This is a genomic window from Streptococcus parasalivarius (genome assembly GCF_054785155.1).
Map to the genome: position 1 here is coordinate 85,683 of NZ_BAABOB010000003.1, position 16,214 is coordinate 101,896.

Genomic DNA, 16,214 nt, shown 5'->3' on the forward strand with positions numbered 1-16,214 from the left:
TTTTTGCTAAAATAGAACTATCTGTAGTTTTATTACAATAGCCCTAACTGGGCTTAGCATCTTATTTTTTTAAAGGAGTCACCATCGTCATGGTACATCAAAAAGCAAACCCACAATTGAAATTGTTCTCGCTCAGCTCAAACCCAGAAATTGCTGAAAAAATTGCTGAGGCTACTGGATTGCCACTTGGTAAAGTATCTTCACGTCAATTTTCTGACGGTGAAATCATGATCAACATTGAAGAGTCTGTTCGTGGGGACGATATCTATATCATCCAATCTACTAGCAACCCTGTTAACGACCACCTTTGGGAATTGCTCATCATGATTGATGCCTGCAAACGTGCCAGTGCTAACTCTGTCAACGTTGTTATGCCTTACTTTGGTTATGCACGTCAAGACCGTATCGCTGCGTCACGTGAACCCATCACTGCTAAATTGATTGCCAATATGCTAGTTAAAGCTGGTGTCAATCGTCTCTTGACGCTTGACCTTCACGCTGTCCAAGTTCAAGGATTCTTCGATATCCCAGTAGATAACCTCTTCACAATGCCTTTGTTTGCTGAATACTACAACAAAAAAGGATTCACAGGAAGTGATGTTGTCGTTGTTAGCCCTAAAAACTCAGGTGTTAAACGTGCTCGTAGCTTGGCGGACTACCTTGATGCACCAATCGCTATCATTGACTACGCTCAAGATGATTCAGAACGTGAAGAAGGCTACATCATCGGTGAGGTTGAAGGAAAAACAGCAATCTTGGTTGATGATATCCTTAACACTGGTAAAACGTTTGCTGAAGCTGCTAAAATCCTTGAACGTGGTGGCGTTAAAGACATCTATGCAGTAGCTAGTCACGGTCTCTTTGCAGGAGGTGCTGCTGAAGTCCTCAACGCTGCTCCAATTAAAGAAATCTTGGTGACAGATTCAGTTGCAACTAAAGAAAAAGTTCCTACAAACGTTAAATACATTTCAGCAAGTAAGCTAATCGCTAACGCTACTACTCGTATCTTCGAACGTCAACCACTTAGCCCACTCTTTGCTTACACTGCAAACGAGGACTAAGCTATGGTTTATTTGGACAACGCAGCAACAACTCCTTTAAATACTGCTGCTATTTCAGCTATGACACATGTCATGACTGAAACCTTTGGAAATCCATCCAGCCTCCATGCTTACGGTCGACAGGCTTCTAAGGAACTTCGTGAAGCCCGTGAAGAAATGGCCAAACACTTTGAAGTCCCTGCTCGTAAGCTTATTTTCACTTCTGGTGGGACTGAAGGAAACAATACAGCTATCAAAGGTTACGCCCTAGCCAATCAAGCTAAAGGTAAGCACCTGATTACAACTGCTATTGAACACCACTCTGTCCTTCACACCATGGCCTACTTGGAAGAGCGTTTTGGTTTTGAAGTAACCTATATTCAACCAGAAAATCAAGTCATTACTGTCCAACAAATCGCTGATGCCTTACGTGACGATACCATTCTGGTTTCTATTATGTATGCCAATAATGAGACTGGCCAATTACTTCCTATTAAGGAAATTGGTGACTTGCTTGCCAATCACCAAGCTGCCTTCCACGTCGATGCCGTTCAGGTAGCAGGAAAGCTTCCTATTCACCCAGAGGAACTTGGAGCCGATTTTCTCTCTATTAGTGCCCATAAATTCCACGGACCTAAAGGTGTCGGCTTGCTCTATCATAACGATTTGCATTTTGACAACCTACTCCACGGTGGTGAGCAAGAAGAAAAACGCCGTGCCAGTACTGAAAACCTGGTCGGGATTGCAGGTATGACCGCAGCTTACAAACAAGCTAGCGACCACTACCAAGACAATTACCAGCACGTTGAAACGATTCGTCAGACCTTTCTAGATTCCCTTACCATTCCTTATGAAATCAATGGTGGAGGACCTAGCCTACCTCACGTCATCAACATCAGTTTTCCTGATAAGGAAAACGGCCCTCTCTTAACCTTGTTAGACCTCGCAGGCTTTGCTGTCTCAACAGGTTCTGCTTGTACTGCTGGAACTGTTGATCCAAGTCATGTCATCCAGGCCCTCTATGGCAAGGATTCTGACAAGCTAAAAACAGCCATTCGCATTAGTTTATCAGAGGAAAATACCGCTGAAGAACTCCAGGCCCTAGCAGAAAAACTTAATCAAATCATAGGAGACTAACATGGCATTTGAAAAAAGCATTCATTTGACTGACTGTAAGTACCGTTACACCATCAGTCCTAATGTCAAAAAATTCACTCTACGTGATACGACTTTTGTGCAAAATAAAATCGGAAACTACGAGTTGCACCGCCTTCTCGAAAAAGTGCCTAATTCAGGCGAAGGTTTCCCACTCAAAATCACTATTAACAAAGATTTGACAGGTTTCAAATTGTCAATCACAGACAAATCTGGTCTTCGTAACGTTAATATCTTTAAAAATGAAGACCACCACATCTTACAAGAAAAATTCTACTTCTTGATGCAGAGTTTGGTAGACCGTCAAGTTTTTGAGCAAGAAGAAGTTTAAACCTTTTTCTAGATATATAGAAATAGCCTATCCTAGTGATAGGTTTTTTATATCGCCTCATCTACACTATTTTGTTGCAATCTTCACAAACTTTTCTTAAAATATAAGAGAATCATACTAATTGAAGAAAGGAAAGCGATCAATGACATTTGAGAAAAACATTCCAAACGCCACAGCTAAACGTCTCTCTCTCTATTATCGAATTTTCAAACGATTCCATCGTGAAAATATCGACAAAGCAAGTTCCAAACAAATTGCTGAAGCTATTGGAATTGACCCTGCCACTGTTCGTCGTGACTTCTCCTATTTTGGTGAGCTAGGTCGCCGTGGTTTTGGTTATGACGTTAGTAAGCTGATGACATTTTTCGCTGAACTCCTTAATGATAATGCGACAACTAAGGTACTCCTTGTAGGAGTGGGAAATATCGGGCGTGCTCTTCTACACTACCGTTTTCAAGAACGTAACCGCATGCAGCTGGTTATGGCTTTTGATACAGACGATAACGAACTGGTAGGAAGCGAGACTGAGGACAAGATTCCTATCTATGGTATCTCTCAAATCAAGGAAAAGATTGCCCAGGAAGATATCAAAACGGCCATCCTGACAGTGCCATCAGTCAAGGCACAGGAAGTGGCTGAGCTTTTGGTTGATGCTGGAATCGAAGGCATTCTCTGCTTCTCTCCAGTCAACCTCAATCTGCCACGCCATGTGGTGGTCCAATATGTAGACTTGACTAGCGAACTACAAACCCTACTCTATTTCATGAAAGAAGAAGAAAAATCAAGGAGAAACAATGACTAAACCAATTATCGGTATCACAGCTAATGTAAGGCCTAATCCAGCTCATGAAGATATCCACTGGTCTTATGCCCCATCCGGCTTCGTAGAAGGAGTTCAAAAAGCTGGTGGTCTAGCAATCCTTCTACCAGTATCCGATCCTTCGGAAGCTAAAACCTATATCTCCATGATTGACAAGCTTGTCCTCATCGGTGGTCAAAACGTTGACCCTAAATTCTACAACGAAGAAAATCATGCCAGTGAGGATGACTTTTTCCTCGAGCGTGATCTCTTTGAGATGGCCTTAATCGAAGAAGCTACCAAACAGAAAAAACCGATTTTTTCAATCTGTCGTGGAACACAACTCATGAATGTTGCCCTTGGTGGTAGTCTCCACCAAGACATTGAAAGACACTGGCAGGACAAGCCTTCTGATTACCTTTACCATGAGATGATTATCGACGAACACAGTAAGTTAGCGGAGATCTACGGTCGTGAAACCTCTATCAACTCTTTCCACCATCAGAGTATTAAGCACTTGGCCTCTGACCTCCGTGTAATTGCGCGTGACCCTGAGGATAACACTATCGAAGCTGTTGAATCAAACACTCCAGACCTTCGTTACCTTGGTGTTCAGTGGCATCCAGAGCTTCTCCTACACAAACGTGAAGAAGACCTTAAACTCTTTGAATACGTCGTAAATGAACTTTAAAAGCAACTGATACTGCATTCAGTTGCTTTTCTTGTGTCTTTAACTGATAGACTCTCCTTAAAGTTCAAAATCCTCCCTCTCCTCACGAAAGGAATAATAGGTTGATTTGCCAACAATCAGATGATCAAGCAGACAAATTCCCAAGTCGTCACAGGATCGCTTAATCTTTTGAGTAAAATCAATATCATTACGACTAGGATAGGCTTCCCCCGAAGGATGATTGTGAACCACAATCAAAGACGTTGCCATCAGATGACAGGCATAATGTAAAATCTCACGTGGCTCAGCAATCGAACGACGGACCCCACCAATAAAGACCGTCTTTTGCTGAATAATACGATTCTGCGTATCCAAATAGATAGCCACCAGATGCTCCTGAGGCTTGTCCCCAATATCCAACATCATACGACGCGCCACCTGCTGACTGGACATAATCTGCTCAGAACGCGCTAGCTCAGCCTTCTCAATCCGCTTAGCCAACTCCACCATAGCCTTCAGTTCAATGGATTTCACACGCCCAATACCAGGAATCTCCTGAAGCTCTTTCAAGGACAAACGAGACAAATCCGCCAAACTCGTCATCCCTTTCAAAATACGATTGGCCATAGATAAGACCGACTCAGACTTAGTCCCCGTCCGCAGCACTATCGCCAACAGCTCTTGGTCAGACAAGACCTCTGCTCCCTTCTGTAAGAGTCGTTCACGAGGCAAAAGCCCCGACTCCTCAGCTACAATACTATACATAAGAAAAAACCTCCTACTTACTTATTCGTAAGTGGGAGGGGGAAGTTACACAGCTGAGGATTTTTTTAAACCCAATTTTTTTAACAAAGCTTTCCGGTATGCTGAAAATTTTTTCTTTAACGTCAGTGGTTCTGCTACCTGCGACATTTCAATAAGATGGAGCTTATAACGTTCTGCAAAAGATATTTTTCCTGAAGCAATAATACGATAATCAATTCCTAGATCCCAGGCTTTTCGATAGAAAAGATAAGAAAGGGTATCCTCATCAAAGTCATCGAAAGCTTGCTTATCCTTAAGAATAATTTTTTCTAGAAAATCTTTTGATAACCACATAGAACCTTGAAAAATATGAAGCGAATGATTGATTACTTTTTGACATTCGTCAGTTAGTTTAACAGTTTGTTCTTGATTTAAGGCACCAATTGCATCTGTCCAATAGAGTTCTTTTGATAAATCAGCAAAAACCAGACCAACCTCTGGAAAATGGTCAAAGATTGATGCCACTTTCTCTTCATCTAATAACATATCCACTAAAGCAAGTCTTGTAGCTTCATCAACAAGTTTGCCCTCATTTCCAAAGTCTTCTGTGTGAAAATGCCCAACAAAGTCATACTCGCTAAGCTGAGATGCCAAGGATACTAAGGCATGGTAATGATTATCAAATCTTTGTGAGACTAGCTGAAATCTATCTTTATCAAAGCTATTTAATAAGGTGTTCTCAACGATATTTTTATCCAAATGGCTTGATAAAGTGAAATAATAAAAGGCAAATAACTTTTTATCAGAGAAAACTTTTAGTCTCTCAAGGTCACTAATATGTACATGGATAGCCGAATGATAGCCTTTCCCACTTACCGAATGAAATGAGGATTCGATGATTTTTTCATCTAAAATGACTAAGCTATCTGGCGAATGGTAGCTGTTAAGATGGGACTTAATTAGTGCTACTGGATATGCCGATAGCTTAGTAATATAGTCTAAAAGTAGTCTTCCCTTTTTTTCATTGTCAGTAAATGCTTTTAGTTTAATGAACGGTACCTTATGTTCAAGTGTACTTATCGGTCTATAGTAAGAAAAATCAGGGTGAATTAAGTCTTCTGCCTCTGCATCAATAGTATTAAAGACAGCACCAAAACGATACCCCGCCTCAGTAAGAACACTAGTAACCCTAGTTTCATAATTATCAATAACATCTTGAACATCGGTAAAAGTCTTTATAGAAGTCCAAAATTTTTGAAAGGATTCTGAACCGACAACATGCTTTTTGAAAGATATAAAATAACTTTGCAAATGCTCATCGAAATATTTGGTCTTTCTAAAATTCGTCATCCCCCAAAAGTCAACATTCGGGCGCTCTTCAAATCCTTCAACTATGTTAGACAAATCCCAAAGAGGACCAAAGCAAGTATCATTCATGAGTGTAACCGAATCGAAGTCTGTTAAATGTTCGAATCCAACATGAGCCATACCATCTCTCCAAGCTGCAAAATCAAAGCCCAGATTCTCTCTCTGGATAACTTCATCTATGCCAAGCTCTTTGAGAGTTAATGTTGCCGATTCCGTTAGTTGACTATTTGAAATCACAATAAGTTTAGAAAAAAGTGGTCGAAGTTGCTCCAATTGGTAGAGCACATGACCACTTAATTCGTCGTACTTATTATAATGAACATACAATAAGAGACGTTTCATTTATTCTTGAATCTCCCATTTTCCATTTCTCTGAACCATACCAGTTGCAGAATCTTTAGCAGACTTATCATCATCTTCAATATCAGTTCGATTCAAGAGAATAACTGGTGAGTTATCTGAATCAGCAAAAGCAATCATCTTATCATCCTTATCTCGAACAGAAACCTGAAGCTTAAGCTTAATGTTATTAAGATGGGCAAGACTACATTTATATGTGAGTGTTTTTCTTCCAGAACCACTCGTTTTATTGTCCATGGAATTGTCATTATAAATCCAGATACCACGGTCAATATCTGTCAATGAAAAGGCAATATAGGTCTCAATATCCTCATTGACATCATATGAAATCTCAAATGAAATATCTTGGTCAGGACTGATAATATTGTCATTCAAGAGTTTTACTTGTAAATCAGTGATTTTAGGATTTTCAACAACAACGTCGTCGTTTGAAACCTTTTGACCAGCAGCATTATCAAAACTATATTGGTTAGCAACTTCGTCTGGATCACCAACCACTTTTACCAAACCATGTTCAATCAGAACTGCTTTATTACAGTATTTTTTAACTGCTGACATGTCATGGGTAACTAAGATAGTTGTCTTTCCAGATTGCTTACGTTCCATGAAATAGTCATTACACTTACGTTGGAAGGCCTCGTCACCTACGGCTAAGACTTCATCCAAGATAAGAATATCACCTTGAGCCTTGATAGCCACTGAAAAGGCTAGACGAACCTGCATACCACTTGAGTAGTTCTTCAACTTTTGATTCATGAAATCATGAAGTTCAGCAAAGTCTACAATGTCATCATACATGGCATCTACTTCTTCTGTTGAAAAACCAAGCATGGCACCATTCATATAGACATTCTCACGACCAGTTAATTCCGGATTAAACCCAACCCCAAGCTCAATGAAAGATACCAGCTTACCATCAATGGTAACCTTACCTTTTTCTGGGACATAAATCTCAGAAATAATTTTTAGAAGTGTTGATTTACCAGAACCATTACGTCCAACAATTCCATAGAAATCACCCTTTTCAACTTCAAATGAAATATCTTTTAAGACATGTTGTTCAGTATACCCTTTAATTCCTTTAAAGCGATTGACTAGAGTCGTTCTCAAACTCTGACTCGCCTCAGTTGGTAATTTAAAATACTTACTTACATGATCTACTTTTACAGCAATATTATTTGACATTATAGAATCTCCGCAAATCGTTTCGCATTTCGATTAAAGACAAGGAAACCAATGATAAAAATCACTACAGGAATCGCATAAGGAACAAAAGCAATCAATTTATTATTAATAATATCCCATCCTCTTGGATTAACTGGATCAATGATAAAATGACGCATATCCTGTAAAATCTGAGCGATTGGATTCAACATCATAACCTTTGCAACAAACGTCTGGTTTCTTTGAAGAAGGTAAGTGATGGAATAGATAATTGGACTTGCATACATACCTGCTTGAAGTACTACTTCCCAAACTGGACCAATATCACGGTATTTAACAAAGAGTGCTGATAGAATAAAAGCAACTCCCATTGCCATCAATAGCACCTCAATGAAGAGAGGAATGATAACCAAAGTATTGAAACCAATTGGAACATGATTAATTAAAGCAAAAACGAAGACAACCACTAGGTTAATCAAGAAATTAATCGCTGCTCCTAGTACAGATGAGATAACGATTGTTTGCTTTGGAAAGTTTAGCTTACGTAAGAGGTCTCCTCGCGAAACAATAGAAAGCATCCCCATATTGGTAGCCTCTGTAAAGAAGCCCCAAAAAATCATAGCCAAAAGCAAGCCTACTGCATAGTGTGGTGTCCCATCATCAAATCTCAAGAAACGAACAAAGACAAGGTACATAATTGTAAACATCATCAAAGGTTTCAAAATAGACCAAAGATAACCAATGAAAGAACCTTGATAACGCAATTTAAAATCCGTTTTAATCAGTTCCTTAAGTAAAATCCTATTTTTCTGACTAAAGAAATTCATTTAGTCCTCCTTATACATGAATTTTGTCAAAATCAAACTCGTAAATACAATGGTATGAAAAGCCCTGTTTTTACGATAACCATATGTTTTCAAACGACGATAACGCTCTCTGAATCCTTGGTCCATAATGGTCACAAAGTTTTCAACCAACTCTCTATTTTCAGTATTCAATGGCAAAGAAAGAAGATTTTCCGCCTGATTCTGACTAGCCTTAATCAACTTCCAATATTTGTTGAACAAGGTCTGAGGGCGAATCCAATTCTGCATACGTTTCCGAAGCGTTCTAGCTCCCAAGACATTATCCGCATGCTGACGGTAAAGCTCTGTTGGCTGGTCAATATAAACGAGATTACCAAATGCTGACGCAAGCAAACCTAAATACCAGTCATGCATCAAAAGCTCGTTCGTTTCTTCACCAGTCCATAATTCAGCCAGAGCATGATTGATTAAAGACACACCACCTGTGACAGTGTTTTCTGTCATTTCTTGAACCAATTCCGTATTAGCATGGTCAGACTGAGTACGAATCATACTCTCATGAAGTACCTCTAAATCTTGGTTCACAACCTTTAAATCCGTGTATACTAAAAGGGGTTTGTTAGATGGATAGTGACTTGCTTTCTCAAGTTGAAGAGATAGCTTCTCAGGTAACCAAGTATCATCCTGGTCTGAGAAAAGATAGTAGTCAGATTCTTGATACTTCAGAAGCGTAAAGAAACTCTTTATTACACCTAAATTTTCAGTTTGATCAGGATTGATGAAAGTAATGCGATCATCTTCTAAAGCGAAACGTTTGATAATCTCTCTCGTTTTATCTTTAGAACCATCATCTCGAATTAACAAGGTCCAATCAGTATAAGTCTGTTGCTGAATACTCTCTATTTGCTCTGCTAAAAAGTTCTCGCCATTATAAGTAGACATGAGAATAGTTACTTTCATGATAAAAATAGCTCCTCGTATTCACCCACGATTTTTTCCCAGGTGTAATTTTCTTTCATATTTGCTTTAGCAGCATTTCCCAAGTCCTCAAACGACACTTGACCATCTACAGAATCGATAAGCTGAGATAAATTCCCATCCTCTTTATTCCAATACAAGGCAGTCTCTTGAGCAACCTGGTGGTTAAAGTCTACATTATAAATAAGGTTGAGGTCCGTTTGAGCCAAGGCCTCTAATAAGCCTGGATTCGTTCCACCTACTTCGTGTCCATGAATATAAGCAAAGGCTTGGTTGCGAATATACTTAAGCAAATCCTGATCATAGACAGTACCCACAAACTTCACACGTTTATCTTTATCAAATCCTGTAATCTGTCGTAGTTCATCAAAGTAAGCATTTCCTTCATGATTACAGATGATAACAAGATCACGCTCTGTAGAGGACTTCATAAATTCACGAATCGCAGTTTCGTAATTGTTTTCAGGAACAAATCGACCCAATATCAAATAGTAATCTTTTTCTTGAGTCTGCCATTTCTGATACCAATCTCGAACAGGGTAATCCTCAGCAGTCAAAGTCGTCTTAGATAAATCAGTTCCATAAGCAATGAAAGTCGTTCTAGCCCACGGATAGGTATTTTGAATATAGGTCTCAATACCTCGGTTATCAGAAATAATTAAGTTCGCATACTTTGTCATCTCTTTTTCAGAGTATTTGAGATAGCTTTGAACAGGTTTAGACCACTTAGCACGTTTCCATTCCAAACCGTCAGGATTGACTAGCAAAATCCCACCAACGGACTGAATTTTCTTGGCAAAATGAACAATGAAGGCACCAATGGTATTTCCTAAAATATAGAAAATTGGGGATTGAATTCCCTCTTTTTTAATAAGTTTCAAGCTATAATTGATAGCCATCATATCGTAAGCTATGACACGTGCGGGACCTAGCTTTGGAGGGTTGACCGTAAAACAATCCGCACCTTTATAGTCAAAATGGTTGCCAGTACTTTCGTCAGATAAGCAAGCCACGTGATAACGTATAGCAGGCGATACCTTATAAGAAATCAATTTCTCAACAAATGTCTCAAAGCCACCGTATTGAGCAGGCAAACCTCTACTACCTATGATAAAAATATCCTTCAAAGTTTACCTCCATTCGTCACATCTCTCAAATACACAGAATTATACATAGTAGCTTTTATTATACCATTTTGGAAGGTATTTTGCATGATTGGACAGAAAGAGTAAAGCAAAAAGGCCCTTCGAAAATGGCCTTTTCATTCTTAATCATAGATAACGAGATTTTACCTTAATTCATCTTTTTAAGCTGAAATAATTTTTTCACAGCAGATTTCACACTCTTCGTTAGTGCTTTTCGGCTGTTGAGAAAATCTACATCTTTCTGATTTACTTTCTTATAACGCAATTCATCATCCTCAAGTTTTTCAGTAATATTAGCATAGACACTCTCTAGAGAGTATCTCTCTTTTAAACTTGGAACAGCTTTTACTGCTTCAAGTTTCTCTTGGTCAAATTCACCAAGGACCTCTGAAATCATGCTAGTTAAGGTATCCAAGTCACCCAAAGGGTAGATATGACCTTGCTCATTCATATACTCGAAGGCTGATTTATGTCCCGCATTATCTGATAAAATCGTTGGAATACCATTTAAAACAGATTCAACATAAACGAGACCAAACGTTTCCATACTAGATGGGAAAACAGCTAAATCCTTATCAGTAATCTCTGACCAAGGATCATCTAAATATCCCAAAAATGAAACATTTTTCATATCGTGCTCTGCGATATAATCATCACAGAGTTGTTTATAATCCTCATCCCATGCACCTAAAAATACAAGTTCAGTTCCTGCTAGATCAAGCATCTGAAAAGCTTTTATTAACTCAAGCTGATTCTTTCTCTGAGTCAAGCGTCCAACTGAAACGATACGATGTTGGTCATTAGATTCAGTTCTTCCCCCTTCTTTCAGTTCAATTTGAGTATAAGGTGCAAAGGAACAAATCTTCCTATTTGGAAAACACTTTTCTAAATCCTCGGTCAAAGCTCCTGTGACAGCAAAAATCTCATCAGAAAACTTGTCTATAAAGTCAATTTTTTCTTTATAGTAACCAAATTCTCCCTCAGGAAATTCATGAATCAACCAAAAATGTCTGACATTCTCAAAAGTTGCAGCAAGTGCACCTTGAAAAACATTGACTGTATTACTAATAACAAGGTCTACGTTGTTATCTACAATAATATTTCGAATATCTTTGACATTCTTATTATATGACTTCACTCGCAAAAAATGATTTCCTGGAGAACCACCCGGTGCTTCTTCCCACCACCATTTAACAGCTGAAAGACCATAGGTTTTAATCCCTACTTTCTGAAGTTCTGCTTGATACACCTCTTGAGATGGCACCTTGTAATCAGGAAAAACGTTTAATACACGATAACCTTTTTTCACTAGAAATTTCATAAGATTGACTATCGAAATTTCGGCACCATTATCCAGAGTCCCCGTCGGAGATATAAATAAAATTGTCTTAGTCATAAATTATGCAAATACCCCCCAGTAATGGAAAAGAATCAAATACATAGCAACTAGGAAGTTTGCAATCAAAGTAATAGTTACTATCTTCAATCTTTTCTGTTGAGCTAAATCAACTTTAGCTGTATTAGCAATTAACGGTAACAAGAGAATGATAAATGGCGTAAAATAACGTCCTTGAGCACCAACTGATATATTAGCTCCCTGTCCAAGAACAACTGGTGTCCACTGCATATACATTACAGTTACAGCAGCTAGAACCTCTAGTAGGAAGAGAATCCAAGACGCATTAGCAAAGTCTTTTGTAAAGAAATCTTTCTTACTTGATAGGAATAAAATAGTAAGAACTACGATATCAATAAAGATTAACCAAACTGGCATTTGTAAAGTAAGGTTACCAAGATAACCGAACATTCCAAGTGACAAGATACCATTCAAATTGTCATTCAACTCAGGATTAAAGAGTGTATTACGCAAAACTTCTCCATAATGACGAAGACCACCTTGATTCCTCATTAAGAATTGAAGAACCACTACAAGTCCTACAACAAAGAGAAGATAGAAGACTGCTTTATATTTTGAAATAAAGGTCTTAATAGCTTGCACTGGACGATTTAGAAAGGCTAAGACACCTTCAAACTCAAAAGGCACAAACGGAATCAATCCCAACAATAAAACATTATTTGGCTTGGTTGCTAGAAGCAATATTGCTAGACCTATCACCTGGATAATATTACGATTGGTAAAATGTTTAGAATAGGCAAGATTAGTGATAAAACCAAGAGCCAACATCACTTCCAAGTAGTTCATCACATCATAAGAAAGTGATGAAGCTTGCTGAACCATAATAGGTAAAAGTGAAATAAACATTAAGGCAGTCTTTCCATACTTGAAATAACGTATTAAAAAGTAAATCCCTAATATATAAGCCAGTGCATTAAAGATACGCCCCATATAGATGATCATCCCAACTGTGGGACTAATCCAACTTCCAATCGTCATCCCTATCAACTGTGGAATAAAGGAGATTGTTTTTAAGCTCACACCAAATTGAAAGGGTTCCTTACTCATATCAATTTTTTGAGCAAAAATCTGTTTATATTCCGCTAACTTAACCTTATCATTACTTGGAATCTCATCCATCCACTTAAATGATGTCTCAGTTGGTTTATGGAAGGTCTCCCAAGTCATACGCGCGTGGTTTGTTTCATCTGGCACACGATTAATTGGAAATACAAACATAAATGAGAATATAAAAATCGTCGCTAAAATGAAAAATAAATTTTCAACTTTTATTTGTTTAATTCTGTTCAAAATAAGTCACCATATCATCTTTCTTGCTTAAGGTACAATTTTCAAGAACAGCCCGATAAGCAGCTTCTGCTATTTTCTGTCTTAATTCTGGAGATAACACTAAGGTTTCTAGCTTGTCGAACCACTGTTCGTCAGTAGCTAACAATCCTGTTTCACCATCAACAACTGCATCTGAGAAGGCTCCTATCTTACTTGCTACTGTTGGTACCTTCACCAAGGCAGCTTCAATCCATTTAATCTCAGATTTCGCACGATTAAAGATAGAATCCACAAGCGGTGCCAGGTTAATATCAACCTCGCTAATCAAGGCAGGCAGTTTATCCCAGTCCACATAATCGTGAGTTACAATTTGATTTTCAAAGGGCTTCATATCTTCCGGAATATCAAGAATCCCGACAATATGTAATTGTACATTGCTGTATTTTGTAAGCAGTTGCTTAATAGCTGGTTTAATCAATTCGAAATTCTCATTATGACTGATTGAACCAGAGAAATAACCAATCTTAACAATGTCAGATGTTTGAGAGTAATCTTTGATATATTGACTACTAATAGCGATTAAGTCATCAGAAGCCAAGTTGCGATTAAGTAAAACCTTACTTTGATACTTATACAACTCCTCCTGCAATTGGTTAGTCGAAGTAATAGCACCATCACAATTTTCTAGCATATAGCCGTAATTTCGAACACCTGCATCATAGTTTCCTTTTTCAACCGAATTCAACCCTTTCGTATAACTTAATTGGTCTGTATAAACCGTATCAAAGACTAAGTCATCAATATCAAAAAAGACAGGTTTTCCATATTCTTTTGCCAAATGACATAGACGCAAAAGTTCAGGTGAGATTGGTGAACGGTAGATAATGATGTGACTAGCGTTTTGAGCCATCGATAGTTGGAAATCAGATAGATTAACAACTTTGACTGCAAAACCATGCTTACGTAATTGCTCTGCCTTGTTCAAGACACGATAACGGGTACATTGCGGAATAATATTTTCAACCCCATCAATCAATAGAATATATTGATCACGTGGAACAGCCTTAAACTTGTTCACGATATCTTCCAGAATTGACACTGGGTAATCCGTTTCTTCTGCAACAAACTCTAACAAGTCAGGGACTTCTGAATCACGATCCAGACCTTGCCACAAGAACTGGTCTTCATCATAATTTTTCAGAGCCGTGTATTTCACCAAAGGACTACCTGCTTTGAGCATCTTAAGCGGGTGGATATACATGGCAGAATCTTCGTATTCTTGCACAACCGCATCATAACGATAACCTAAATCAGCAAAATGCTTGGTAAAACGTGTCTCATGTCGACCAATAGCTTTATCACGAGAATCTGTATCCGTCAAGTGTGTCCAGTACTCATAAAAGTCATCATCGTTTAGCATGAGCTTTTCAATAACTAGGAAATAAGATTGAAGATGCTTAGGAATGTAGCCATAAGGATTCTCTTTAGTAACATCTTCTTGCTCTTCTCCAAAGGAAATGCCCCAGAAATCTAGTTGCTTATCGGTCATTTCCTGGAATACTTGAGACAAATCTCTCATTGGACCAATGTTAGTATCATTCACCAAGAGGAGCTGGTCGTAATCTTTAAGCTTGTCTTTACCAAAGGCAAAAATCCCTTCTCTAAAGGCCGCAGTATCATATCCCTTGTTATCACGAGTCAAAACCTTACCGTAGGCCTCAAGGGTATTAATATCATCATCGTGAAGCTGTCCATTGACAACGACAATAACATCATCTACCAATGGAGCCAAGGCTTGTAAGAAACGTAATTTGTATTCTTGAAGACGAGCTTCAGACTCAAAAATAACATAAACCAACGCTTTCTTACCATTATGTGACAAGGCGGAACGTTGACTGTTTCTAAGACGTCGTAACTGGCGAACCTTAAGAGGTGTCATTCGACGACGTAACTGTATCACTTTGACTTTTAAAGCTCTCAAATAATTTTTAATCGCTTTTGGATTCTTAGCAATGACTCCTACTGTCTTTATAGGTGTGATAAGGGCATTACCTAAACGATATGACAGTGAACCTCGGATAAGCTCCATTTCTTTATGGGCATCCTTCAATTGCTTAGATTGTGTATACTTTCTTCGTTCAAGTTGATCACGTTCTTTTTTCAAGCGATTAACATAGTCTGTCACATCATCGTGATGTTTAAGCAAGCTGTCCAACCGCTCTTCCAAAACCATGAGGTTCTCACAAACTGCCTTGTAAATTTCATGAGGAAGCTTATCAAGGTACTTCTCAAGAATGTCAAGATAGATTTCATAATGGTAGCGAACGGAGTCACGTCCAGAAATTGATCCTGTTTCAAAGACACGATAATTAAGCTTAGTGCTTGGTTGATATACCGCTTTAGCACCGTTATTAATGATTAAGTTCAATAAAAAGTCATAATCTTCAAGCTTTTTACGATTTAACATCTCATCATAACGAGCATTTCCAATAATACTTCTACGAATCAAAGAACAGTTATCAATAAAACTAGCATTTAGAAAGGCAGTTAGGTCAAATTCACGGCTTTTAAGGTAGAACTCTTCTTTTTCTGGATTAAAAAGATCACAGTACGCAATATCAGCATTTGTTTCCGTCAACTTACTGTACAACTGTTCCACATAATCCGCATCGAGGTAGTTATCACTATCTACAAATAGCAAATAGTCACCTCTAATAAGCTCGAGTCCAAAATTTCGATTCTCTACTACCCCAAGATTTTCATGAGTTTCAAATCTCGTCTCACAAGGTGAATCCTTCAAAACCTCTTGGATAATTTGAGTTGAACTATCCGTCGAACCATCATCCAAAACGATTAATTCGATATTAGTATAGGTCTGATTAAAAACACTTCGCAGACACTGCTCAATATACTTTTCATGATTGTAACAAGTCACAACCACTGAGATTAAATTATTCATTTTTCCATC

The 16,214-nt window shown here is 38.3% G+C and carries 14 protein-coding genes; 5 read left to right on the forward strand and 9 right to left on the reverse strand.

What is annotated here, in order from left to right; translation table 11 throughout:
* Positions 1–89: 89 nt before the first annotated feature.
* The 5 genes from ACYVQ1_RS03835 (at position 90) to ACYVQ1_RS03855 (ending at position 4,016) form a co-directional block, all read left to right on the forward strand.
* Entirely contained in the window at positions 90–1,061 is a 972-nt protein-coding gene (locus tag ACYVQ1_RS03835; protein WP_002886837.1) for a ribose-phosphate diphosphokinase, read from the forward strand.
* A 3-nt stretch (positions 1,062–1,064) separates the two neighbouring features.
* Positions 1,065–2,177, forward strand: a complete 1,113-nt coding sequence (locus tag ACYVQ1_RS03840) for a cysteine desulfurase family protein (RefSeq protein ID WP_461249946.1) — start codon at positions 1,065–1,067, stop codon at positions 2,175–2,177.
* Between the two features lies 1 nt (position 2,178).
* On the forward strand, positions 2,179–2,526 hold the full coding sequence (locus tag ACYVQ1_RS03845; RefSeq protein WP_272147879.1) for a DUF1831 domain-containing protein: 348 nt from the start codon (positions 2,179–2,181) through the stop codon (positions 2,524–2,526).
* Positions 2,527–2,668: 142 nt separating this feature from the next.
* The gene (locus ACYVQ1_RS03850; RefSeq protein ID WP_107373266.1) at positions 2,669–3,328 is read left to right on the forward strand and encodes a redox-sensing transcriptional repressor Rex; all 660 of its coding nucleotides are present in this window, start codon (positions 2,669–2,671) and stop codon (positions 3,326–3,328) included.
* A complete protein-coding gene (locus ACYVQ1_RS03855; protein WP_270327488.1) occupies positions 3,321–4,016 on the forward strand; it encodes a gamma-glutamyl-gamma-aminobutyrate hydrolase family protein in 696 nt (231 codons plus the stop codon). The genes ACYVQ1_RS03850 and ACYVQ1_RS03855 overlap by 8 nt, the downstream gene beginning before the upstream one ends.
* Positions 4,017–4,073: 57 nt before the next feature.
* On the opposite strand, the gene radC is transcribed toward ACYVQ1_RS03855, so the two are convergent.
* The 9 genes from radC to ACYVQ1_RS03900 form a co-directional block, all read right to left on the reverse strand.
* The gene (radC, locus tag ACYVQ1_RS03860; protein WP_461249945.1) at positions 4,074–4,760 is read right to left on the reverse strand and encodes a RadC family protein; all 687 of its coding nucleotides are present in this window, start codon (positions 4,758–4,760) and stop codon (positions 4,074–4,076) included.
* A gap of 45 nt (positions 4,761–4,805) precedes the next feature.
* Complete coding sequence (locus ACYVQ1_RS03865; RefSeq protein WP_461249944.1) at positions 4,806–6,449, reverse strand: rhamnan synthesis F family protein; 1,644 nt, start codon at positions 6,447–6,449, stop codon at positions 4,806–4,808.
* On the reverse strand, positions 6,450–7,652 hold the full coding sequence (locus ACYVQ1_RS03870; RefSeq protein ID WP_461249943.1) for an ABC transporter ATP-binding protein: 1,203 nt from the start codon (positions 7,650–7,652) through the stop codon (positions 6,450–6,452). It lies immediately after the preceding gene.
* On the reverse strand, positions 7,652–8,458 hold the full coding sequence (locus ACYVQ1_RS03875) for an ABC transporter permease (RefSeq protein ID WP_118189161.1): 807 nt from the start codon (positions 8,456–8,458) through the stop codon (positions 7,652–7,654). Before ACYVQ1_RS03875 ends, ACYVQ1_RS03870 begins: the two co-directional genes overlap by 1 nt.
* Positions 8,459–9,397, reverse strand: a complete 939-nt coding sequence (locus ACYVQ1_RS03880; RefSeq protein WP_148512825.1) for a glycosyltransferase family 2 protein — start codon at positions 9,395–9,397, stop codon at positions 8,459–8,461. It lies immediately after the preceding gene.
* The gene (gene cps2T, locus ACYVQ1_RS03885; RefSeq protein ID WP_461249942.1) at positions 9,394–10,542 is read right to left on the reverse strand and encodes a beta 1-4 rhamnosyltransferase Cps2T; all 1,149 of its coding nucleotides are present in this window, start codon (positions 10,540–10,542) and stop codon (positions 9,394–9,396) included. Before cps2T ends, ACYVQ1_RS03880 begins: the two co-directional genes overlap by 4 nt.
* Before the next feature lie 166 nt (positions 10,543–10,708).
* The gene (locus ACYVQ1_RS03890; RefSeq protein ID WP_461249941.1) at positions 10,709–11,956 is read right to left on the reverse strand and encodes a glycosyltransferase family 4 protein; all 1,248 of its coding nucleotides are present in this window, start codon (positions 11,954–11,956) and stop codon (positions 10,709–10,711) included.
* A 3-nt stretch (positions 11,957–11,959) separates the two neighbouring features.
* The gene (locus ACYVQ1_RS03895) at positions 11,960–13,267 is read right to left on the reverse strand and encodes a DUF2142 domain-containing protein (protein WP_461249940.1); all 1,308 of its coding nucleotides are present in this window, start codon (positions 13,265–13,267) and stop codon (positions 11,960–11,962) included.
* The gene (locus ACYVQ1_RS03900) at positions 13,254–16,205 is read right to left on the reverse strand and encodes a rhamnan synthesis F family protein (RefSeq protein WP_461249939.1); all 2,952 of its coding nucleotides are present in this window, start codon (positions 16,203–16,205) and stop codon (positions 13,254–13,256) included. The genes ACYVQ1_RS03895 and ACYVQ1_RS03900 overlap by 14 nt, the downstream gene beginning before the upstream one ends.
* Between the last annotated feature and the right edge of the window lie 9 nt (positions 16,206–16,214).